Genomic DNA, 20,759 nt, shown 5'->3' with positions numbered 1-20,759 from the left:
GGTGCAGTCGCGAGACAGGCCGAAGCAACAAGTCAGATTGCGGTCGGGGCGACTGTGGGCAACGCGTGTGTTTGCCAGCCTGCGGGCGCTGGACCGCGCGCCGCGGCAGCCCGCCCTGCGCCGCCGTCGGCCGATCATAAAGACCAGGATGACGACGGAGCGCTCAAGGCGGGGGCAGCGATGCTTGGACTTTGGCCGAAAGACTCGGGGAACCATACAGGTCACGTCGTGACCGGGCAGATTGTCCGCAACGTTCGGCATGAGCCGGTTGCTGCCGCACACGCGCCGGAGGGTGGATCGCATCACGCGTTTAGCTATGGCCGTCGCGCAAACGTTTGGCATGCGCCGAGTACTGTCGCGCGAACGACAAGGGACGCGCCGCCGCATCGCACGTCAGCCAGCAGCAGTAAGGACAACACCCAGCACAACCCGATCGCTGGCGCGCGCCTGGCGGCAAAGATACCGCCGCACAGTGACGGCTCGCGACGTTCGCTTGCAACTGCTGCCGGTCATCCGGTGCCGCATCATCGCCTCGTCGTCGAAACGAAGCCGATGCAACCGAAGGTGCTGCCGAACTCGCAGCGACGGGAATTGCCGCCAATTCTCAGTTGATACTGCATATAGAGTGCGCAGAGATTCGCTCTCTGCGCTTCGTTTCCCGCAGCGGCACGTCGTTCGACATTCCCGCCAATCGCTCGATCTGGTCACGGCATGACGCATCGAGAGGTCGCCTGGCGTTTTCCGAGAGATCGTTCCTGCAGATACGTTCTGAAAACTACGTTCCGTTCATGCATGTGTGCCACACCTTCGCCCGTTGCCGGACAGCTCGTGTCGCCGTATGGCGCTGCGTGCATCCGAATCTGACAGGCCGTTAGTTGCGTTGAATCGTCGACCCTTTGCTGCTCCCGCTCGACATTTGCCCTCCGCGATTTTTTTGATGCGCCTTGTCCGTCAGCATGACGTACGAGCGTCATTATGATGGCGGCACGATGTAATTCATCCGCCTCAACCCCAAGACGGGAGGCTCAAATGGAATACCTCTTGATGATCTATTCGCAAGAAAACGGCTGGAACCAGATGACCGACAGTGAGCGACAGCAAGGCGTCGCCGCCTATCACGCATACACCGAATCGCTCCAGAAAGCGGGGGCACTGGTGGGTGCCAACCGGCTGCAGCACACGAATACCGCCACGACCGTGCGGCTGGTCGACGGCAAGCCGCAAGTGCTCGACGGACCGTATTCCGATTCGAAGGAGCAGCTCGCGGGCTACTACCTGATCGACGTGCCCAACCTGGACGCGGCGATGGCGTGGGCGTCGCGGTGTCCCGGCGCGGCTCACGGCATCATGGAAGTGCGCCCGGTCTGGACCGCTCCGTACGATGCGCCATCTGCTGCATGAGCCAGTCCGGCGGCGACCGTCACCCTGACGCCGCCGCACATTCCATTGCCGAGGCAGTCGCGCGCCGTAGTTATGGCAAGCTCGTCGCGCTGTTGGCGATGCGCACGCGCGACGTCGCCGCGGCCGAGGACGCACTCGCCGACGCGTTTGCGGCGGCGCTCACGGACTGGCCGGAGCACGGCTGCCCCGCGAGCCCCGAAGCCTGGCTGATGACCGTTGCGCGCCGCCGGGCGATAGATGGCGCACGCCATCGCCATGTCGGCGACGCGGTGGTGAACCAGCTCGCGATCCTCGCGGAAGAGATCGACGAGTGTGAACCCGGCGCGTTGCCCGACCGGCGGCTCGCACTGCTCTTTGCGTGCACTCACCCTGCGCTCGAGGCCGCGATTCGCACGCCGCTGATGCTCCAGGTAGTGCTGGGCCTGGAAGCGAAGACGATTGCATCCGCGTTTCTGATGTCTCCCGCCGCCATGAGCAAGCGCCTCGTGCGCGCGAAGACCAAGATCCGCGAAGCGGGCATTCCGTTTAGCGTGCCCGAGCGTGAGGAACTGCCCGGCCGGCTCGACTCAGTGCTTGAAGCTGTTTATGCAGCGTATGCGGAAGGTTGGACGGATCCGGTCGGCGGCGATACCGAACGGCGCGATCTAGCCGACGAGGCGCTGTATCTTGCACAATTGCTCGTCGAACTGCTGCCCGAGGAACCGGAGACGCTGGGTCTCCTTGCGCTGATGCTGTTTGCGCAGGCGCGGCGCGATGCCCGACGCGATGCGGCCGGCGAGTACGTGCCGCTGTCGGCCCAGGACCCGGCAACATGGAACGCACCGATGATCGACGCAGCCAACGCACTGCTGCGGCGCGCGAACGCGTTAAATTCAATCGGTCGCTTTCAACTCGAGGCCGCGCTGCAGTCAGCGCATGTGCATCGCTGCCGATCGCATTGCCCGAACTGGGACGAGATCGTGCAACTCTATGATGGGCTGCTCGCCATTGCAGCTTCGCCCGTGGTCGCGGTGAACCGCGCACTCGCACTGGCGGAACGCGACGGCCCACAGGCGGCGCTCGACGCGCTCGCGCCGTATGCGAACGATCCGCGGCTGACTGACTACCAGCCATACTGGGCGGCACGCGCCAATCTCCTCGCGCGCGCCGGCGCTACGACCGAAGCGCTTGACGCGTACGATCTTGCGATCGGCCTCGAGCGTGATCCGGCCGTGCGCCGGTTCCTGCAGCGCAAGAAACTTGAGCTTGCATCGGCGAGCAGCTAGGGACGCGTGGCTATGCGAACGTCCACAATGGAACGCTTGACACTACAGATCATGTTTGGAGTTTGAGCGGCCGCGCCGACTGTTTTCCCCGGCTTGCCTGCGCGTCTCCCCCGGACCGGCCAGGCGGCCTATCATGATCGTGCTGCATTCATCAGCGCAGGAGCCCATCATGATCTCCCATCCGTCCGGCACCGCTCCCGGCACCGCTCCCGACACCGCGCGCCCTTCCGCCGGCGCGACTCGCCAGCCCGATCGCCCATCCGGTCCGACGGGCCTGCAAAATCCGGTTCCCGACGACCTGCCTGACGCCGACGCGGCCGAGCCCGAGCCTCACGAGCATCTCCCGTCCAGAAGCGACGACAACTGATTCGGCACCGCCGTGCCGAGGCGTCGTGGCGCGAGGCTCCGTCGCTTGGCATGGGCCTGTAATATCCACCTGCAACACCCGCCTGCCACGTCCTCCCGCGAGGACCGGCGGGTTTCTGTTGGTGCTCCCCAACCGGACAATTTGCCCTGTCAATCAGTGACAGCTTCGGCCCGGAACTGAATACTCAGTGACACCATCGCTTAGCCGCTTCGCGGGGCGTGTCGCATACGAGAGTCCCGTCGTGATGCCACCATTCGATCACTGTAGCGGCCTCACTCGCCGAGCGAGCTGGCGACCACATCGCGAACCTCGTCTGCAACCTGATTCCACCACGGCGCCCCGTCTCCTTCGCTTGCGCGCGGGACAATCGCCTGGCGATAGATCGACTTTGCCCCGTCTAGTGTGATTTGCATCCCGTTTTCAGTGGCAATAAATTTGTCAACACGTACCGCTCTGATCGCATTCGCAACATCGCGGTAGCGCGTAAACGGTCGCTCAATTGAGTGATAGAGCTGCAGCTATGGACATTGCTTACGGATGGATGCGTGTTTGGCGCTCGCCAGCCTTCGTTGCGATCTTGTGCCACGGCGTGGGGCCGCAATTGACGGGGAATTGCGCCCTCGGTCTTCGTGTATAAATGAGGCTACCCAAGACAAACGGAGCCCGCCGTGGCCGACACCCCACCGTCCAACTCAAAGCCAGTTACCGACGGCGCGCGCACTTCGGTCTCGCGTCCTGTCAGACTTTGGGCCCTCTGCGGCGGCATCGGCCTTTTGCTCGTGAGCCTGTTGGTGGTCTTCGCCCCTGATCGGGAAAAACTGGACGAACGGGCGCTGAGCGGCCTGGGATTTTTCACGGGCGCGTGCGATGACGGAGGCGATTTAACTGCCACACCAGAGTCGGGATGCCTGGCATTGCGGGCAAAACCGACAGTGACAACGTCTCAGCTCGCCGCCGCGGTCACCCATCTAGCCAAGCTGCACCTGAAACTCGAATTGAGTCTGGCGGGCAGCTCCGTTGATAACATCGACTCGCTGAAAGAGCTGGATGATGTGGTATCGCTCGACCTCACTGGCACTCCGGTCTGGAACATCGACGTGCTGAAGGGAATGCGTTCCCTGAAAAGACTCGTGATACACCGCACCCAGGTCCAGAACATCGATGCGCTTCGAGAGTCGACCGGTCTCCAGTTGCTCAATCTCTGGGACACCCGCGTTTCGAATCTCGAAGCGCTGAGGGACTTGACTGAGTTGCGCCAACTCGATCTTCGGGATACGCAGGTTCGGGACCTCGAAGCGCTGGCGAAGCTACCTCGTCTGGAAGCACTCAAACTGGGTGGTGCGAGAAATGTCAGGGACATTGAGCCACTCGGTCAATTGACCACGTTGACAACGCTCGATCTCAACGAGACGCAAGTCGAGCGCCTCGATCCCTTGAAGAATCTTCGCGATCTTCAAGCGCTTTATCTCGCGAACACGTCTGTTCGTGACATCGATGTGCTGATGGGCATGCCACACCTGAAGACGCTCGCGCTCGACGGCTCCAAAGTCGAGAATATCGAGGCGATGCGGGGATTGCGCGAGTTGGAAACACTCGTTCTTGCCCGCACGCAAGTCACGAACATCGATGCACTGAAAGGCCTGACTGGCCTGCAAAGGCTCAATCTCTCCGACACCCGCGTCGAGAACATTGATGCGCTGAGCAATCTTACTGCCCTTCGAACACTCAATCTCTTTCGCACCGACGTTCACGACATCGACGCGCTGAAGAGACTGAAGGGGCTACAAGAGCTCTATCTCGCGAACACGCCAGTCAGGGACGTCGACGTACTGAAAGGCCTGACCGGGCTGCGGGAGCTTGTTCTCTATGGCACCAAGGCCCGGAACGTCGATGAACTCAAAGCGGCCTTACCAAACACTCGAGTTGTATGGTGACCACCCGGTTTGCCCCGCTCGCACGACTATCTGTCACTGGCGCCTCCCTCCCGCGTGCCGCGTGCGGCTTCGGAAAAGACTCCTCCATGCGGACGCGCTACAGGCCTGATATGGCTGGAGCTCCGTGCGTAACATCGAGCGGCATGACTTCTTCAGGACGACGCAATGTGACCGTTCAATGGCAGTCTGCTCGCACGCTCGCTCGTCACGCAGCCACAGCGCAGCCTTGCTTCGTGCGACTCGCATCCTGCTAAAACGAAATGGGGCATCGAATATTCCCAGCGTGTCGTGCGGTCCGCGAGAATGAGATGGGGTTGACCGCGCCGTCGAACGCACAAGCGTCGACGTCCGTCATTTCGCCGACAATGTGCTTTCACTTTTAAATAATAAGGCATCCGAAATAATGCGTGGAGAAATGAGCGGAGTTGAGGGCGTTCGACTGGACAGCCGATCGCCTCAATACATTCGATCCGCAGAGGTAGACAAGACGGCTGCTTCCAGTGCAGTAGCGGCCTATTGAACGAGGGTGTCGGTACGACGAGGGTCGGCGGAAAACGCTGGCTCGCGCGGCAATTCTCCCTCGGAGACATTTCGTGCGAGCGCGATGGAGTGCCGAGCTCTTTCTTGTGCGTCCATCGCTCCCCTGGCACACGCCATGCGCCTCAGAGGACAACCCTATGTCGACAACGAGGAAATGACGTGGCTCGCTGCGGCATATGGACAAACCGATCGGTCAAATTTGCCGGGAGTGTTCCGAGCGTGTTGGTCGTCGACGATAACACGGCATCAGGAGCCGCGCTGACGGCCGCGCTCGGCCAAGGGGCCATGGACGCGCGCTTCGTGGCAAGCGGAATACAGGCGATGGAGTGCAGCCGTTACTGGGTGCCGGACGTCATTGTGCTGGACATCAATATGTCGCGGCATGACGGATTCTCGACAGCACGTGTACTCAGGCGGCTCCCGCCAACGCGCGGTGCGGTCATCGTGGCTTTTACCGCACTCGATGAAAGCGAAGTCCAGGCTAGGGGGATGCCTGTTGGCTTTGATGGATATTGCCAGAAGGGAGGGACGCCAAACGACCTTATACGGATGATCCATGCGATGACCCACACATGACGAGCCATGCAAACGTCCAGCTGCGCTGAAGATTAATCGGTTCGAATCAAAGTGATTGGCACGGCTATAATTCGGGCAGGTGGCAATGTGCGGGGCGACGATCGGCGGTCGCTCATTGGTCCCTGCGGATGGCACCTCACGTCCTGGTCAATGCCGGCAAATGAAGGGGAGCGCCATGCCCGATGCGACTACCCGCGTGCTTACTGCGCACGTCCCGCTCGCCCTGGCGGAAAGGGTCGACCGCCTTGCCGAACGTCTTGACCGCTCGCGTGGCTGGATCATCCGTCAGGCGCTCGCAGCCTGGATCGATGAGGAAGAAGCTCGCAGCAGCCGGTCCCTTGAAGTGCCGGGAAGTGCCGACGCCCGGCGCGAAGCCTAAGAAGCCGCGAGACGCGTCAGTAGACCCACTATCGCTTGAGATAAACGCGCTCACATGCGGCAATCGTTCCGCACGAGCAACGGCCAGACATGTATGGCATCACTGGAGACGACGTGACCCAATCTGCGACAGAGTCGGACGAATCGACGTCGCCAACCTTTCCGCTGGTCGGAATTGGCGCTTCCGCGGGCGGGCTCGAGGCGATCTCCGAACTCATGGCCGACATTCCAGTTGCCAGTGGCATGGCATTTCTGGTGGTGCAGCATCTGGATCCGTCCCGCCACAGTATTCTTCCTGAGATCCTGGCCAGGCGCGTATCCATGCCGGTTGTTGAAGCCGCCGACGGCATGGATATTGAGGTCAACCACCTGTACGTCATTCCCGCGAACACGAGCATGTCGGTTGCACAGCGCCGCATCCGGTTGCGACCGAGAGACGCGACGATCGGGCCACCGATGCCCGTCGATGATCTGCTGGATTCCCTCGCGATGGATCAAGGTTCCAACGCCATCGGAGTGGTGCTGTCGGGCAGCGGCTCGGACGGCGCCCTGGGGCTGCAGGCAATCCAGCGCGAAGGTGGCATTACGTTTGCCCAGGACGAGGGGACAGCGCACTTCAACAGCATGCCGCACGCGGCGATCAGCAAGGGATGCGTCGATCGCGTGCTTGCCCCGCGTGATATCGCGAAGGAAATCATCGCAATCGGGCGCCACCCCTACCTGAGGTCAGTGCCTGCCGCCGCAACAGGCACGTCGTCCGAGCCTGCCGAAACGAGTCTGCGCGCGATATTCCGCCTGCTCCGGCAGGCCTGCAACATTGATTTCAGCCGCTACAAGAACGGCACCGTCCAGCGCAGGCTCGCGCGCCGCATGGCGTTACGGCAGGTCACATCGGTGGCAGACTACGTCACCGTGCTGGAGTCCGACCCGGCCGAAACGCTCGCGCTGGGACGGGATCTGCTCATTCAGGTGACGGAGTTCTTCAGGGATCCTGAAACATTCGAAGTCCTGACCCAGACAGTCTTTCCGCGCCTCGTTGCCGGCAAGGAATCCACCGACCCGTTCAGGATCTGGGTGCCCGGCTGTGCGACCGGCGAGGAGGTCTACTCTATCGCGATATGCCTGATCGAGTACCTCGGTGAGCATGCAGCAACCACGACGGTGCAGATCTTCGGCACCGATATCAGCGCGGAGGCGCTCGAAGTCGCACGCACAGGCCGGTACATTGAGAACATCGCCCGCAATGTGTCGCCGGAACGGCTGGAACGGTTCTTTGTGCGCGAGGGGGAGTATTACTGCATCGATAAACAGGTCAGGGACCTGTGCACGTTTTCGCGCCACGATGTGTTGAGCGATCCGCCATTTTCGAGGATGGACCTCGTGAGCTGCCGGAACCTGCTGATCTACCTGAGTGGCCAGGCGCAGCGAAATGTCATGCCGCTTTTTCATTACGCGTTGAAACCCGACGGCGTGCTGATGCTTGGGTCCTCGGAGACGGTCGGCGCTTTCTCTGAACTCTTTGGTGTCATCGAAAACCGGCGCAGCAGACTGTACAGCAAGAAGCCGCGGCTGGGACCGCCGGCGCAGGTGCGCCTTCATTCGACGCGGGCCGTGCCAGCTGTCGCTGCAGAAGGCGCACGGGAGAGCCGGTCCGAGCCGCGCGAAGCGTCGTCACTTCGATCCGAAGTCGACCGCATTACGCTTGCGCGGTATGCGCCGTCTTCGGTGCTCTGCGACGACGACCTGAACATCGTCGAATATCGCGGGGATACCTCTGCCTGGCTGGTCAATCCCAGCGGCCCGCCCACCAGCAACCTCCAGCGGCTTGCGAGGCCCGAGGTTTATCTGGCCGTCAGCGAAGGGGTCAGGAAGGTCCGGCAGGACGGTGTGGTGGTGCGCACGACGGGATTGCGCACGTCGGGAACGAACGGGCCGCAGACGGCGAGCGTGGAAGTGCATCCGGTCCAGACGGCAGGCATTGAGGGCCGCTGGTTCCTGATTTTTTTCGAGAGCGGGGCCAGGGATGCGGATGGTCCGGGTGGCCAGGTGCCCCTCAAGGCGCTGTTGCGGCAGGCGATCACTCAACGGCTGGGACGCCGGGTTTCCGCGCAACATCCTGATCCCAGGGACGAGGAAATTGCGCGCCTGATGACCGAACTGGGTGCGATGCGCACGCAGATCCGAACCATGCTCGAAGAGCACGAAAGTGCGCGTGAGGAGCTCAAATCCAGCGAGGAAGAACTACTCTCGAGCAACGAGGAATTCCAGAGCACCAACGAAGAACTCGAGACCGCCAAGGAAGAACTTCAGTCGCTCAACGAGGAGCTGTCGACCACCAACGACGAGTTGCGCTACCGCAATCACGAACTCAGGGTGCTGCACGACGAAGTCGCACTTGCGCGCGACTATGCCGACGCGATCATCGACACGATGGCGGAGCCGCTGCTCGTGCTGGAATCCGACCTGCGCATAACGCGGGCCAACCATGCGTTCTACAGCACTTTCCAGACGAGCCCCGAGGATACGATCGGTGCGCTGCTTTATACGCTGGGCAACGGGCAATGGAATATCCCAGGTCTGCGTGACCTGCTCGAGGAGGTCCTGCCTGAGCAGACTGTCGTCCGGGATTTCCAGATCACGCATGATTTCCCGCGCATTGGCGTGCGTACGATGCGACTGAACGGCGCCCGCGTGGTGGGCCGGGGCCACGCGCGCATCCTGCTGACCATCGAAGACACGACCGAGCATCGACTCGCGGTGCAACGACTGGAAACCGCCGATCACCAGAAGGACGATTTTCTTGCAATGCTCGCACACGAACTGCGCAACCCGCTTGCGGCGATTGCTAACGCCGTCGAGGTTTGGGGGCACGAGAACATCGACCAGGAAACACAACGGCAAGCGCGAGCGCTTGCGAGGCGCCAGCTTGATCACGAGATCGGTCTGGTTGACGACCTCCTGGATGTGTCACGCATTACGCGCGGCATCATCAAGCTCAATGTGCAGCCCGTCAATCTCGCTGAAGTCGTGCAGCACGGCGTTGCCGCGATGCGGGCAGAGATCGACGCACGCCGGCATAAGGTCACGCTCGCCCTGCCGCCTGAGGTCGTGGCAGTCGAGGGCGATGCCATTCGCCTCGAGCAGATCGTGACCAATCTGCTCAGCAATGCCGTCAAATACACCCCCCCAGATGGCGCCATCGAGGTCGCGCTCGCCCGCGATGGCGATGAGGCTGTGCTGACGGTCGCCGACAACGGCATTGGCATGGCCGCGGACTTTCTGCCGACCATCTTCACCCTCTTCGTGCAGGCGGAGCGCTCGCTGGATCGCACGTCCGCGGGATTGGGCCTGGGTCTCGCGCTCGTGCAAAAGCTGGTCGGACTGCATCACGGAACCGTTCAGGCCTCCAGCGCCGGCCCTGGCCGCGGCAGCACGCTCGTTGTCCGGCTTCCGGCGCCATCGCATATCAGTACGCCTCTACCATCAATCCCCGACGCGCCGCGGGAGCGTCCAGTCGTCGCGGCACAAAGAATTCTTGTCGTTGACGATAATCCCGATGCGGGCGAGAGCACCGCGATGATACTCAAGCTCGACAGGCACGAGGTGAAGGTCGCCTCGAACGGTAGATCCGCCTTGCAATGCGCGACGGAGTTTCAGCCGGATGTCATCGTGCTCGACATCGGGCTGCCAGAGATGGATGGCTACGAAGTCGCGCGCCAGTTGCGCGCGATGCCCCGTTTCGCGGACACCTTGCTGATCGCGGTGAGTGGCTACGCGGGAGAGGAGTATCGCGAACGCGCGAGGCAGGCGGGGTTCGATCATTATCTCGTCAAGCCGGCCGGCCTGGCTCATTTGAGCCAGTTGATCGCATCGTCACGTAGCGCTGGACCGGCCTATCGATAGCGATGTCTCGGACGCTTGTCTATCTGCACAAATCCATGAGTCAGCGTCGCCTCGATAAAAGAAACCGCCGGAGCGGCGAGTCTTCCTAGACAGGAACTTGGCGAACGACCGCTGTCCGACGTCAGTCTGCCGTTTCGATGACCGAACTCATCCGTGTGCGAATGGCTGCAACTGGCCGATCGCGAGCGCTCGCCGACCTCGCCGTTAGCTGTCGTTCAAAACATTCCCGGGCGCGAGCGGCTGCGTTGTGGCATCAAAGCTCAGCGGGTGAAACCGGCCACGAAGGGTCATTCGGTTCGCGCAGCCCGACGACCGCTGCGCGCCCAGAAGCGGACCCTCGGGCAGCCGCCCCGGCGCGCTCCCTACGCAGGACGATCTGCGGCAATGAAAATGCTGGTGCGTCTCAGACGAATCGCTCTCACCGTGATGAGCGTCGCCGCCTTTTCTATCCAGATCCAGGCGCTTGCAAGCTGCCGGTTTCCGACTCCTGATGGTGGGAAAGCTGCATCGCCTCCAAACCTTGTTGGACGACTGGTCTCAAGTGACCGTGCGGTTCTGGTTGTCAAGAGCACCGATGGGAAACACGAGAAGACCGTTCGTATTCTGCCTGGTGCAGTTTTCTACACGCATTTGGTGGCGACAACCAAGTTGAGACGCTGCGACCTGGCGTCGCAATACGCGTGTGGTTCGATCGCTGTTTAGCCGTACAGGGTTCGCAGCCACCTATCGCCGCATGGATCGAGGTCTTTTCGAGAGATCCAGCGGACGTGCCGCCGAAGTCCTATCTGATACAGTGACGTAGGCGCGCCCCAGTTGCTGTGGCAGGATTGCGCCCAAAAGCAGGGCTTGCATCAGGAGAGCGACAAATGACCGCCTTTTACATCGGCCAGCACGAGATTGATGACGAGGCGGCTTTCGCCGACTACCTCAAGCAGACAAGACCGTTTATCGAAAAGCACGGCGGACGTTATCTCACGAAAGCCGGCACACATGAAATGCTCGAAGGCCCACGGCCGAGCCGCGTCGTCGTTGTCGAATTTCCGAGCAAGCGGGCGATCAAGGATTGGTACAACGATCCCGGCTACCGGCCGCTGATCGCCAAGCGGCATGCAGCGGCGCGCAGCGTCATGATCGCGGTGGAGGGCCAGTGAGTCGTTCCCTCGCCAGTTTTTTAATGCTGGAAGTCCGCTTTGTGTGCGCGAAGCTGCCCCTCGCGGTGGCAGCTTGAATGGCAGTAGTGGGTGTCGGTTTCGGGCGACCGCGTCGGGCAGTGACCGGCCAATGCGCGTCGTTCGACGCTCTGCCAGTCTGGTTCCGCCAGCATCCCTGAGCGGTCACTCACGGATCGGCGCCGACATCGGAGGTGTGTCGGCCAAATCAAAGCAGACGCCCTCCGCGATTTCCGCGGCGGATCACCGCGAGCGGATCTGACAAATTCACTCACTCGGCACTGGGAAAACGTCGCTGACGCGACAGGCGTCGCTTATCGTGGCTATGCGACCGACCATCTGCGGATAGCGAAGGGATTGAGCGGGCGAGTGCAGCACGGCGAGTTCGCCTGCTCGCCGTCCCGACTCTGCTACAAGCATTCCTGCGCTTGCTCAGGTAACGGGCACGAACGCTCCTTCGGCGAAGAACCACGCCGACATCGTCCGTGCCAGTTCGAGCACGACCTCCGCGTCGGTCCGGCCGGAGGACGCGCGCACGTGGAACGAATGATCTGCGTCGTCCACCACATGCAGCGTGGCGCGTGGCCCCAGCATCTCGACGACCGACCTCAGCAGGGGAAGCTCGGCCAGCTTGTCGCGCGTGCCCTGCAGGAAGAGAATCGGCACCGTGACGTCCGCCAGGTGCCGTGCCCGCTCCACGCCAGGCGCGCCCGCCGGGTGCAGCGGGAACGCGACGAAAGCGAGGCCACGCACGCCGTCGAGCGGGGAGATGGCTTGAGCCTGGGAGGTCATGCGGCCGCCGAACGACCTGCCGCCCGCGAAGAGTGGCAGGGCTGGCAGCCGCCGGCGGGCCTCTGCGACGGCCGCCTGCACGGCAGAATGTGCCACGGCCGGCGAGTCCACTCGCTTGGAGCCCCGCTCCATGTACGGAAACTGGTAGCGCAATGTGGCAACATTGGCCGCCGCAAGCGCGTCGGCCAATGACGACATGCCGGCATGCTGCATGCCCGCCCCGGCGCCGTGCGCGAAGACATACAGGGCTCGCGCGTCCTCCGGCACTCGGAGGAGCGCAGAGACCTTAGTGCCGTCGGGCAGTGCCAGGAAAAGCGATTCTGGGTCGTCCATCGTATTCAGGTCGTGTCGTTGTGGCCATTGCGCCGATTCTGCATCAATGAGGCATCGGGGAGCGTTTGTAGCGGCGTCCGGCAAGGCATTGCGCAGGCGAAGTTTGCCAGCCGATCCATCGAGCGCGCGCCCATCGTGAACGGCGTCGCAGCCGCGATGTGTCGGTTGACGACCGCAAGCCCGACGGCGTAATTGCGCGCCTGCATCATTGTCAGCGAGCTGTTACGACACTGCAATCAGCGTCAAAGGAGGTTCTCGAAGGGCAGTTCATTTAGCTGCCTCTCTGGAAGAGCATGTCCGGCTGCAGAAAGTTATGGGTTCGGCCAATACCTGACGCTCACCCGCGTAAATTCCGGAGTTACTGACCGACTGCTGTACTACAGGAACCCACCCTTCAGTGTGAGCCCGAATCATCGATTGCCGCGAAGCCTGTCACGATCCATACCGGGATAGCGACTTGCCTTCCCCACCAGGCAGCGTACGCAGAAACTACCAATATTCTCAACGCGGCGGGGACCATTATGATCACGGCAACGCGACAGGGCGAGCCATATTGTGTCCAACTGAGTAACGGGCGCAGTCTTGTGCTCTCAGATACGCAAAAGGACGGCAAAGGCGGGAGCGCGGGCATGCGACCGCACGAACTGCTGGAGAGCGCGCTTGCGGCGTGCATACGCATGTCTATCGACATGGCTACCGAACGCGCGGGTGCCACACTTCCCGCCGTCACAGTACGAGTGACCATTGACCGGCAAGATCACGAAACAGGATTTGACGTGTCACTGCACTTCGCGACAGCACCGTCCCCGGCACACGAGGCACTGGCTCGTGAGGCGGTGCGAACATCGCCCGTTGCGCGGACGCTGGGCAAGCCTGTAGCGATTCGTCCAGCCGCAATCGTCACCACCTGATCGGGGGAATTTATTACGGACGAACAAACCATCGAAGCCTACTCGACTGGCGCCGGCCGATTTGCGGCTGAGTGGCACGACCAACCGCCACCGACTGACATGTACGCGCTGTTGCAGCGCTACTTCACCCCAGGTGGCAAAACTGCAGACATCGGTTGCGGTGCTGGCCGCGACGTTGCGTGGCTAAACAATCATGGCTTTCCTGCCGTTGGGTACGACGCCGCCGAGGGATTACTTGCGCAAGCTGCGACCGAGTTTCCGTCACTGGTTTTCACGCGCGCAGCGCTTCCCGAGCTGGACTCTATCGGCAGAGAAACGTACGACAACGTGCTGTGCGAAACGGTCGTCATGCATTTGCCGCCGGATGAGGTTACCCAGGCCTGTGCACGTCTGTTCGAAATTCTCAGGCCGGCGGGGACGCTATATCTGAGCTGGCGAGTCGCAGAATTGGTTTCCACCCGCGATGCTGCTGGCCGACTCTACGCTGAGTTCGACGCCGCGCGGGTCAGGGAAGGCCTTGGCGATGCAGATCTTTTGCTCGATGCCGAAGCGGTCAACCTGTCTTCTGGCAGACGTGTGCATCGACTTATCGCACGGCGCCGGTAATTGATGTTGCCCGGCATCCATGCTGAATACCCGAAGTCGAACCGGGAGCGGTCATCGCCGATGGCCTACGCCGAAGGTCGCTTGCGGGTCGAAAGTGTGAGTTCGCTGATGCAGGAAGCTGACGCCGCGCCGCTCGACACTGCCAACGTCAGCATTCCGTCGCATTGCCGACGTAAAAGCCAACACGCCCCAATGACGGCAATGGCCGATGTCCTGTCGTCGATCGACGGTCCGGGATGGCCGCTCCACCCCGATACCCGCCCTTACGCCTACTACGGCTCGAGCAATAGCAGCGAGACGACGTTAATCTTGTTCGCATTCGCGCAGAAGCTCTCCCCTCTTCCGGGCGTCAATTGCCTGCCTACGCTGCAGGTGTCTGGCTCACCGTCTCGTTCGACATGTCCGAGGTGTCAAGTTGTTCGCGATGCGAATCTTGATATTACAGATCAACTACCAAGATCAGGCTAGCGGCTCCGATGCCGACAGCCGCGTCGTGCCTCATGCGTCCCGTGGGAAAAAAAGCCCTCAGGGCAGACGTTCACGAATAGCCAGCAGCAGATCGAGATGCCGGTCAACGAGCAGCGGAATGGCCGATTCGCCGCTGATCCATCGACTGATAGTGCGGCGGTCGTAGCCCGAGTATTCCGCGAAAGTTGCCTGGGTCCCGTGTGCTTCAGGCTTCGAAGGCGTGATACGGCCTCGATGTTGACGTTCGCAGTCGAATACTACCGCCCGGACATCCGTGTTGTTCGCGTGACTTCACTGCGCCGGAACGCGGCGCGTCGTCTCCGCTCTGGGTTAACGCTTTAAATACCCGGTGTAATCGAGACCGATAGCATTTTGGCTATCCGGTACACAGGAAGTCACGCCGTCGCATTCCCAGCGGGAAATGGGAGCACAACAAAAACGCTCGCCCGGCAACGCATCTGCCGGACCACTCGCTTAAAGGCCCGTCCCCGTTTGGCATCAACGCCTTTGTCGCCGGCGGGTCCGTGAAGTTCCACCGGCAGGTACAGTCTTGTCCGGAAATCGAGGTACGTGCCGTTCCACGACTTCGTCGCACATCGCGATGACAACCACCGGACAAAAGCGTCATTGCAATGAGGGCGCGCTTGAATCCAGTAGGTCGCTTCGTAAATGTTTCCTCACAAAGAGGTGACCTCCAGACGACGCGCTTCATCAGTTGGTCACCGTTGCCGACCATGCTGGGCGTTGGACATACGTCTTCAGGAGGCGAACATGACTGATTTTCGTGAGCAAGCTGCTGTCGCCCAACGGGCAAATTTCGACTTCTTCTTTGGGCTGGCCGGCAAGATGCTGGAAGGCGAGGAAAAACTCATCAAACTGAATCTGGATACGGCGAAAACGACGCTTGGCGATTGGTGTCAACGCGTCCAAGACGGGCTGGCGAAGAAGGACGGACAGGAAGTTACTGCCTTGCAAGACTCGCTGGCACTCCCCTCGGCGGAGAAGGTCCTGACGTACGAACGTCAGGTTGCCGAGATTGCGTCCACCACGCAAACGCAGCTGGCAGAGATCATCAATGCCCAATACGAGGAGGTCAACCGCCAGGTTCAATGTTTCGTCGAGAATGTCGCGCAAAACGCACCAGTCGGCTCCGAAGCCGCAATTGCATTTATGAAACAAGCTATTACGCTTGCCAACACCGCTCAGGAAAGCACGCAAAGAGCAACGAGGCAGGTGGCCGAAGTCGCGCAAAGTAACGTGGAAGCCGCAACAAAAACCGCATCTGATGTGACTGAAGCGGCTGACCAGGCAGGCGAGAAAGCGGCAAAATCCGCGAAGGAGGCGGAGCAATAATTTGAAGGAACGTTGAAGCCCCGGGTCGCGAGACGCGGCAAGCTAACGCACCTGGCCACGTGCGCTGTGGCCGCGACCGGACGCCATACTCTTGCGCGCTGGTCGTTCATTCCGGCGCATGGCATCCTGGCCCACGTCTCGTACCCGGCTCGCGGCCAATACCGACACACTCACCCCGCGGAAAGCGCGTCGCGGCATATAGTTGAAAAGGAATGGCCCGCCTCGGCGGACCACTCCCTACGCGACAGCGAGTGCGGCGAGGTGTCATGTTGGCTGGTTTGTTGCAGCCTGTCTGGCCTTCGGGCCTTGCTTCACTTCGAACTTGACCTTCTGGTTTTCCTGAAGCGACTTGAAGCCACTCGACTGTAATAGGCGTCTCAGTGCCTGTTGCTCGTGACCGTTTGAAACTCAGGCACACGGACCCGCCGACTATCATCGAACATGGACGGAGATACGGCAATGGATGACCGATTTGATAGACGGGAACTACTGCTGCACCTCGGGGATATGCTCGAAGCGTTGAGCTGTCTGGCCAATACTGGTCGGCCATACGCGCAGGTGGCTCGACTTGCGAAGGAGCAGGATTCGTTGCAAAACCTCAGCTTCCTTCGGACGGTCGCACCGAGGATGACGGTGGCCGAATTCGGGGCACGCCTCGCCAGCGCGTTCTTTCTATGGCCAATGAAACTGCTTGAGGCGGAACTCAACCGCAACGCGCTCGCGTCAACAGTCCAGCACGACCTCTTTGACGGCAACCATGACGGCTGGAAAGCCTATGTCGCCTACATGCAGCAAAAGGTCGAATGGTTTGGGACCGGGCTGCCCGAGATGAAGGCCGGCACTTCGGAAATACCGGTGCCAGCTGCCGCTAGCGAAGCGAGTCCAATCGATTCGTCGGTCGAGCCAGCATCGCTTGCCGGGTGGGATGGACCCGACGAGAAGAAGGGGTGGCCCTGGCCGCAGCCAGGCTCGAGGTCCTGATGCACGCAGCGATTTGCGAGCAATTCGGTGCTTCACTGGTACACTCCGCCGCAGCTGCTCGACTCGGAACCGGCGTAGCCTTCTTCGCTGCCACGTTCTTCGTCGCCCCCTTTTTTGGTCGTGGGTTTTCTTTATCGCCGACCTTGCAGGCGACCGATTCGTGGGGCATGACCATCGATGCTTACGCCAGCGAACGGAAACGCCCCGTTTCTGGGGCGTTTCCTCTTCAGGTTTTCGACTTGCTCTTGGTGCGCTGCTTGGTCATTTGGGGGCTTTTCTCGCCCTGCGCCTTTCCGGCGGCCTTCGCCGGCGAGGCTACCTTCTTCTTGCTCGACATCTCGGCTTCGGCCCCGTGAGCAGGCGAGGCCTTTCTGGGCGATGGCATGATGTACTCCTTATGTCTCGTGCCGTTATGGCACTTTCCACAATAGGTGGCGTGGTGGCGAGAATCAAGGGTCGAAAGCGACGTAACTGCGACGAGAAATTCGTTCCAGTCTTGTGCGGTCTATCCCCGTCAGCGTGGGCGGATCACGCGGGACTCGAAGACGGACCCGCACGACCTTGGGCATGCCAATGGGCGAATCAGTCTGCTGATACGCAGTCACTTATCCATAGCTGAACGGTATCTGCGAACGCTTTTATTTGCCGCTCCGCACGACTGAGTTATGCGACATGTGGAAGTGGACGCGCCATTTGCGCACTGCCGCAAAACACATGCAAGCGGACCTGCCAGTCGCGCAATCAACCTCAATGCGATCTATCATGGTATCGATAGTATTCATCGGCGCAGGAGCACACCATGCCTTCCGATCCATCCGCTGAGCCGACTGACAAGCAGCTCGACCCCGCACAGTCTCCGCCCGGCGCGCAGCCCAAGAGTGGCGCCCACACACCGGTAAAATCCGCGAAAGACGATCTACCTGACGCCGATTCTGCCGAGCCCGTGCCGCACGAGCATCTTCCGAGCCGATCCGACGACAACTGATTGAGCAGCATGCGTCGGTGTCGCCCGCATCGGGTGGCTTTAGGCGTTGCACCATTGTGGGCCTGTGGCGGGTGTCTCACGCGACCCGCTCAATCAACACCCTATTCGGTTCGTCGGGCGAGGCCGCCGATATAGACGGCGGCCGCCGCTTTGACACGCCCCTCCAGGTACGTCGTAGAAAGCGAATTCTGGCCGCGCAGTTGTGCGAATGATATATCGCGCAAGATTTCGGGCTGAGCATTTCATCATGCGCCCGGCGATTCGCTTTATCGAACTGATTGGCCCATATCGCGGTCCGGCGCGACGGATAACGCTACCGAAGCCGGAACGTGGAGAGGTTTGAACCGGCCGCCCCGGCGAGCCACACATTGCGCGGCAACGTTCTACTAGCGACTCAGAAGACCTTCTATGAACTCAGACGACGGAATGCTCGAGACCTGCCTGGTGCGCGTGCACGGCCAGGTGCAAGGCATCGGATATCGCGAAGCCTGTGTGCGCCGCGCCAGAGCCCTGGCTGTCACGGGCTGGATGCGCAACCGCATGGACGGCTCCGTCGAGGCGATGATTCAGGGCTCCCCAAGGCTAATTGCCGACATGTGCGCGTGGCTCAAAGAAGGAATGCCCGCAGCGCTCGTCGAAGAATTTGAGGTGACAGAAGTGCCACCGCCGTTCGCCCGCTTCGATGAATTCCCCATGGCTAGCGACGTACGCTGCCGCCCCATACATGGCGCCCCCACCGCTGCCACCGACTTCGCGGCGCGGGTGAACGGTGCGCAGCCTGCTGCTTCACGGTCGCGCGCTCGCGCTACGGCGCCGACTCGCTTCCCCGACACACACACCAAGCTGTGTCGCGGCGCCGCCACGACCGAGAGCAAACCGTTGGATCGCTCGACGCGACTCCGGGCACCCACCACGGCAGCGCGGTGGTCGCAAGCCAATCAGGGCCTAACCCTTCACACAAACTACCTGCCGCAGCGTATGCACCACCTCAACCAGGCTCCGCTGCGCGGCCATTACCGCGTCGATGTCCTTATAGGCCATCGGAATCTCATCAATGACCCCTGCATCCTTTCGGCATTCGACATGCACCGTCGCGCTGATCTGATCCTTGACTGTGAAGCGCCGTTTGGCCTCCGTCCGGCTCATCGAGCGCCCGGCACCGTGACTGCATGAGCAGAAGCTCTCTTCATTGCCGAGGCCGCGAACGATAAAGCTCTTCGCCCCCATGGATCCGGGAACGATGCCGAACTCGCCCGCTCGCGCCGACAGCGCCCCTTTACGCGTTACGAACATGTCGGCGCCGAAGTGTCGTTCCTTCTGCACGTAATTGTGGTGGCAGTTCACCACGTGCTCATCGATCGCGAAGGGTTTGCCGATAGTCGCGCGCACCACGTCGATCACGGCATTCATCATGACCTCACGGTTGCTGCGCGCGTAGCGCTGTGCCCAGCCGACCGCCTCCACATAGTCATCGAAGTGCCGGCTGCCTTCCTTGAAGTACGCGAGATCCTTGTCCGGAAGATTCGCAAGGTGTTGACGCATGTCGGTCTGGGCCAGTGTGATGAACAGGCTCCCGATCGCGTTGCCTACACCACGCGATCCGCTGTGCAGCATGAACCAGACGCCGTCACCTTCGTCGAGACACACTTCGATGAAGTGATTGCCGGTGCCGAGCGTGCCCACGTGCGCGTGGTTGTTCGTGCGCGCGAGCGAAGGATACTTGTCGACGATGCGCTGAAAACCGGGCGCCAGCAGCTTCCAGGCGTCGTCGACGGCCGGCGGCGGACGCGACCATGCACCCGGCTCGCGCCGCCCCGGCGCACCGCCATGCGGCACCGCGCGCTCGATCGCGCCGCGCACGCCGGAAAGCGAATCGGGCAGGTCCGCGGCCGTGAGTGTCGTGCGAACCGCCATCATCCCGCAGCCGATATCGACGCCCACCGCCGCCGGGATGATCGCCCCTTGTGTCGGAATCACGCTGCCGATCGTCGATCCTTTGCCCACATGTGCGTCCGGCATTACGGCAACGTGCCTGAACACGAACGGCATGCGGGCCGTGTTTCTCAGTTGCCGGCGAGCCGCCTCCTCAATCGCGACGCCCTCGGTCCACATTTTCACGGCCTTGCCGCCTGCCACTTCCATTAGCTGATAATCGACCAGGCCCATGTCTCTGTCCCTTCGTCAGTGTCGCTCGTCTGCACGGGTCAGTGCGCGACGTATGGCGTTAGCGTGAGCCGGTTTTCCTGATTCGACAACCTCCACGTCATGAGTACCTTCATCAAGTCCTGGCGCATGATTGCATCGCGAACGATCCGTGCAATCGGATCAACCATTGGCTAACGCCACCGTGCCGGGGCGCTCCTTCGGAAGTCGTCAATCGGTGCGGGCAGGGAATCGTCGACGCACAGGATGTCAATTCGATCTGCATTACTAATGATTTCCGGACCACCAACGTCCCCCGAGCCTCGTCGTCGAAACGATAGATTCCGTTGTGCGGGCAAACGTCCAGGTTGCGTTTCAGATCGGCGCGCAGGAAAACGGCGGTGTGCGTGTCGCGCCTGGACAGCGAGCGCAGTTCGCCGTTCGTTTGCGTATCTAACCCGGACATTAATTATTTCGCCTGGCAGCCCGTTCGCCAACATAGAGAGCCCGTGTTCCATCGATGGGTGGGCAGTAAATCAGCAACACAGTCGAGCGCTCTTACGATCCTGGCAGCGTGTGGGCGTGGGCCAAGCCGCGACATCGAGCCGTTCTGCGCGGACAACCTGCACGTCGCAGGGCACATGAAGCCGCTCTG

Annotated in this window: 20 protein-coding genes and 2 pseudogenes; 16 read left to right on the top strand and 6 right to left on the bottom strand. The window is 61.4% G+C overall.

Features of this window, described 5'->3' with window-relative positions:
- Nucleotides 1-1,029 precede the first annotated feature (1,029 nt).
- The 3 genes from L0U83_RS36865 (at nt 1,030) to L0U83_RS36855 (ending at nt 3,033) form a co-directional block, all read left to right on the top strand.
- Nucleotides 1,030-1,401 (top strand): YciI family protein, encoded by a 372-nt coding sequence (locus tag L0U83_RS36865; RefSeq protein WP_233889371.1) that lies wholly within the window; start codon nt 1,030-1,032, stop codon nt 1,399-1,401.
- A complete protein-coding gene (locus tag L0U83_RS36860; protein ID WP_233889370.1) occupies nt 1,398-2,666 on the top strand; it encodes an RNA polymerase sigma factor in 1,269 nt (422 codons plus the stop codon). Before L0U83_RS36865 ends, L0U83_RS36860 begins: the two co-directional genes overlap by 4 nt.
- Nucleotides 2,667-2,799: 133 nt before the next feature.
- Nucleotides 2,800-3,033 (top strand): hypothetical protein, encoded by a 234-nt coding sequence (locus L0U83_RS36855; protein WP_233889369.1) that lies wholly within the window; start codon nt 2,800-2,802, stop codon nt 3,031-3,033.
- A gap of 272 nt (nt 3,034-3,305) precedes the next feature.
- Here L0U83_RS36855 and L0U83_RS36850 read toward each other — a convergent pair whose 3' ends face one another.
- Nucleotides 3,306-3,446, bottom strand: coding sequence for a hypothetical protein (locus L0U83_RS36850; RefSeq protein WP_233889368.1), 141 nt, complete (start codon nt 3,444-3,446; stop codon nt 3,306-3,308).
- Nucleotides 3,447-3,701: 255 nt separating this feature from the next.
- On the opposite strand from L0U83_RS36850, the gene L0U83_RS40755 reads away from it, so the two are divergent.
- From L0U83_RS40755 to L0U83_RS36820, 6 genes are all read left to right on the top strand, one after another.
- Nucleotides 3,702-4,967: a leucine-rich repeat domain-containing protein gene (locus L0U83_RS40755; RefSeq protein ID WP_233889366.1), complete on the top strand. Its 1,266-nt coding sequence runs from the start codon at nt 3,702-3,704 to the stop codon at nt 4,965-4,967.
- A 759-nt stretch (nt 4,968-5,726) separates the two neighbouring features.
- Nucleotides 5,727-6,083 carry a response regulator gene (locus L0U83_RS36840; protein ID WP_233889364.1) on the top strand — a complete coding sequence of 119 codons (357 nt, stop codon included), beginning with the start codon at nt 5,727-5,729 and terminating at the stop codon, nt 6,081-6,083.
- A gap of 175 nt (nt 6,084-6,258) precedes the next feature.
- Nucleotides 6,259-6,462, top strand: coding sequence for a ribbon-helix-helix domain-containing protein (locus L0U83_RS36835; RefSeq protein WP_233889361.1), 204 nt, complete (start codon nt 6,259-6,261; stop codon nt 6,460-6,462).
- An 89-nt stretch (nt 6,463-6,551) separates the two neighbouring features.
- The gene (locus L0U83_RS36830) at nt 6,552-10,364 is read left to right on the top strand and encodes a chemotaxis protein CheB (protein ID WP_233889360.1); all 3,813 of its coding nucleotides are present in this window, start codon (nt 6,552-6,554) and stop codon (nt 10,362-10,364) included.
- 384 nt (nt 10,365-10,748) lie between these two features.
- On the top strand, nt 10,749-11,066 hold the full coding sequence (locus tag L0U83_RS36825; protein ID WP_233889358.1) for a hypothetical protein: 318 nt from the start codon (nt 10,749-10,751) through the stop codon (nt 11,064-11,066).
- A gap of 164 nt (nt 11,067-11,230) precedes the next feature.
- Nucleotides 11,231-11,515 carry a DUF1330 domain-containing protein gene (locus L0U83_RS36820; protein ID WP_233889356.1) on the top strand — a complete coding sequence of 95 codons (285 nt, stop codon included), beginning with the start codon at nt 11,231-11,233 and terminating at the stop codon, nt 11,513-11,515.
- Nucleotides 11,516-11,965: 450 nt separating this feature from the next.
- On the opposite strand, the gene L0U83_RS36815 is transcribed toward L0U83_RS36820, so the two are convergent.
- Both L0U83_RS36815 and L0U83_RS36810 read right to left on the bottom strand, forming a co-directional pair.
- Nucleotides 11,966-12,658 carry an alpha/beta hydrolase family protein gene (locus L0U83_RS36815; RefSeq protein WP_233889354.1) on the bottom strand — a complete coding sequence of 231 codons (693 nt, stop codon included), beginning with the start codon at nt 12,656-12,658 and terminating at the stop codon, nt 11,966-11,968.
- A 5-nt stretch (nt 12,659-12,663) separates the two neighbouring features.
- Nucleotides 12,664-12,867, bottom strand: coding sequence for a hypothetical protein (locus L0U83_RS36810; protein WP_233889353.1), 204 nt, complete (start codon nt 12,865-12,867; stop codon nt 12,664-12,666).
- Between the two features lie 312 nt (nt 12,868-13,179).
- Here L0U83_RS36810 and L0U83_RS36805 point away from each other — a divergent pair, with 312 nt between their 5' ends.
- The 3 genes from L0U83_RS36805 to L0U83_RS36795 all read left to right on the top strand — a co-directional run bounded on the left by L0U83_RS36805 (nt 13,180) and on the right by L0U83_RS36795 (nt 14,643).
- A complete protein-coding gene (locus tag L0U83_RS36805) occupies nt 13,180-13,569 on the top strand; it encodes an OsmC family protein (protein ID WP_308445113.1) in 390 nt (129 codons plus the stop codon).
- Nucleotides 13,570-13,668: 99 nt separating this feature from the next.
- The gene (locus L0U83_RS36800; RefSeq protein WP_233889350.1) at nt 13,669-14,175 is read left to right on the top strand and encodes a class I SAM-dependent methyltransferase; all 507 of its coding nucleotides are present in this window, start codon (nt 13,669-13,671) and stop codon (nt 14,173-14,175) included.
- 60 nt (nt 14,176-14,235) lie between these two features.
- Nucleotides 14,236-14,643: a hypothetical protein gene (locus L0U83_RS36795; RefSeq protein ID WP_233889347.1), complete on the top strand. Its 408-nt coding sequence runs from the start codon at nt 14,236-14,238 to the stop codon at nt 14,641-14,643.
- A 57-nt stretch (nt 14,644-14,700) separates the two neighbouring features.
- Here the strand turns inward: L0U83_RS36795 and L0U83_RS40975 are convergent, their stop codons facing one another.
- Nucleotides 14,701-14,868, bottom strand: a complete 168-nt coding sequence (locus tag L0U83_RS40975; RefSeq protein ID WP_373321200.1) for a helix-turn-helix domain-containing protein — start codon at nt 14,866-14,868, stop codon at nt 14,701-14,703.
- A gap of 546 nt (nt 14,869-15,414) precedes the next feature.
- On the opposite strand from L0U83_RS40975, the gene phaP reads away from it, so the two are divergent.
- A complete protein-coding gene (gene phaP / locus L0U83_RS36790) occupies nt 15,415-15,996 on the top strand; it encodes a TIGR01841 family phasin (protein ID WP_233889340.1) in 582 nt (193 codons plus the stop codon).
- Between the two features lie 264 nt (nt 15,997-16,260).
- Here phaP and L0U83_RS36785 read toward each other — a convergent pair.
- A pseudogene (locus L0U83_RS36785) lies at nt 16,261-16,365 on the bottom strand (cold-shock protein); the annotation flags it as partial.
- Nucleotides 16,366-16,455: 90 nt separating this feature from the next.
- On the opposite strand from L0U83_RS36785, the gene L0U83_RS36780 reads away from it, so the two are divergent.
- The 3 genes and pseudogenes from L0U83_RS36780 to L0U83_RS36770 all read left to right on the top strand — a co-directional run.
- Nucleotides 16,456-16,977 (top strand): hypothetical protein, encoded by a 522-nt coding sequence (locus L0U83_RS36780; protein ID WP_233889333.1) that lies wholly within the window; start codon nt 16,456-16,458, stop codon nt 16,975-16,977.
- On the top strand, nt 16,977-17,333 hold the full coding sequence (locus L0U83_RS36775; RefSeq protein ID WP_233889331.1) for a hypothetical protein: 357 nt from the start codon (nt 16,977-16,979) through the stop codon (nt 17,331-17,333). The genes L0U83_RS36780 and L0U83_RS36775 overlap by 1 nt, the downstream gene beginning before the upstream one ends.
- 1,037 nt (nt 17,334-18,370) lie before the next feature.
- Nucleotides 18,371-18,652, top strand: a pseudogene (locus L0U83_RS36770) (acylphosphatase); the annotation flags it as partial.
- 255 nt (nt 18,653-18,907) lie between these two features.
- On the opposite strand, the gene L0U83_RS36765 reads toward L0U83_RS36770, so the two are convergent.
- Nucleotides 18,908-20,128 (bottom strand): RtcB family protein, encoded by a 1,221-nt coding sequence (locus tag L0U83_RS36765; RefSeq protein WP_233889328.1) that lies wholly within the window; start codon nt 20,126-20,128, stop codon nt 18,908-18,910.
- Nucleotides 20,129-20,759 lie beyond the last annotated feature (631 nt).

This window comes from Paraburkholderia flagellata, from assembly GCF_021390645.1.
GTDB classification, from domain to species: Bacteria; Pseudomonadota; Gammaproteobacteria; order Burkholderiales; family Burkholderiaceae; genus Paraburkholderia; species Paraburkholderia flagellata.
Note: the sequence above shows the minus strand (reverse complement) of the source record. Positions and strands in the feature narration are given on the sequence as shown.

Excerpts from the sequence above, each read along its gene's own strand:
- L0U83_RS36865 (WP_233889371.1), top strand. The coding sequence starts at position 1,030 with ATGGAATACCTCTTGATGATCTATTCGCAAGAAAACGGCTGGAACCAG.
- L0U83_RS36860 (WP_233889370.1), top strand. The coding sequence starts at position 1,398 with ATGAGCCAGTCCGGCGGCGACCGTCACCCTGACGCCGCCGCACATTCC.
- L0U83_RS36855 (WP_233889369.1), top strand. The coding sequence starts at position 2,800 with ATGATCGTGCTGCATTCATCAGCGCAGGAGCCCATCATGATCTCCCAT.
- L0U83_RS36850 (WP_233889368.1), bottom strand. The coding sequence starts at position 3,446 with ATGCAAATCACACTAGACGGGGCAAAGTCGATCTATCGCCAGGCGATT.
- L0U83_RS36835 (WP_233889361.1), top strand. The coding sequence starts at position 6,259 with ATGCCCGATGCGACTACCCGCGTGCTTACTGCGCACGTCCCGCTCGCC.
- L0U83_RS36830 (WP_233889360.1), top strand. The coding sequence starts at position 6,552 with ATGTATGGCATCACTGGAGACGACGTGACCCAATCTGCGACAGAGTCG.
- L0U83_RS36825 (WP_233889358.1), top strand. The coding sequence starts at position 10,749 with ATGAAAATGCTGGTGCGTCTCAGACGAATCGCTCTCACCGTGATGAGC.
- L0U83_RS36820 (WP_233889356.1), top strand. The coding sequence starts at position 11,231 with ATGACCGCCTTTTACATCGGCCAGCACGAGATTGATGACGAGGCGGCT.
- L0U83_RS36815 (WP_233889354.1), bottom strand. The coding sequence starts at position 12,658 with ATGGACGACCCAGAATCGCTTTTCCTGGCACTGCCCGACGGCACTAAG.
- L0U83_RS36810 (WP_233889353.1), bottom strand. The coding sequence starts at position 12,867 with ATGATGCAGGCGCGCAATTACGCCGTCGGGCTTGCGGTCGTCAACCGA.
- L0U83_RS36805 (WP_308445113.1), top strand. The coding sequence starts at position 13,180 with ATGATCACGGCAACGCGACAGGGCGAGCCATATTGTGTCCAACTGAGT.
- L0U83_RS36800 (WP_233889350.1), top strand. The coding sequence starts at position 13,669 with ATGTACGCGCTGTTGCAGCGCTACTTCACCCCAGGTGGCAAAACTGCA.
- L0U83_RS36795 (WP_233889347.1), top strand. The coding sequence starts at position 14,236 with ATGGCCTACGCCGAAGGTCGCTTGCGGGTCGAAAGTGTGAGTTCGCTG.
- phaP (WP_233889340.1), top strand. The coding sequence starts at position 15,415 with ATGACTGATTTTCGTGAGCAAGCTGCTGTCGCCCAACGGGCAAATTTC.
- L0U83_RS36780 (WP_233889333.1), top strand. The coding sequence starts at position 16,456 with ATGGATGACCGATTTGATAGACGGGAACTACTGCTGCACCTCGGGGAT.
- L0U83_RS36775 (WP_233889331.1), top strand. The coding sequence starts at position 16,977 with ATGCACGCAGCGATTTGCGAGCAATTCGGTGCTTCACTGGTACACTCC.
- L0U83_RS36765 (WP_233889328.1), bottom strand. The coding sequence starts at position 20,128 with ATGGGCCTGGTCGATTATCAGCTAATGGAAGTGGCAGGCGGCAAGGCC.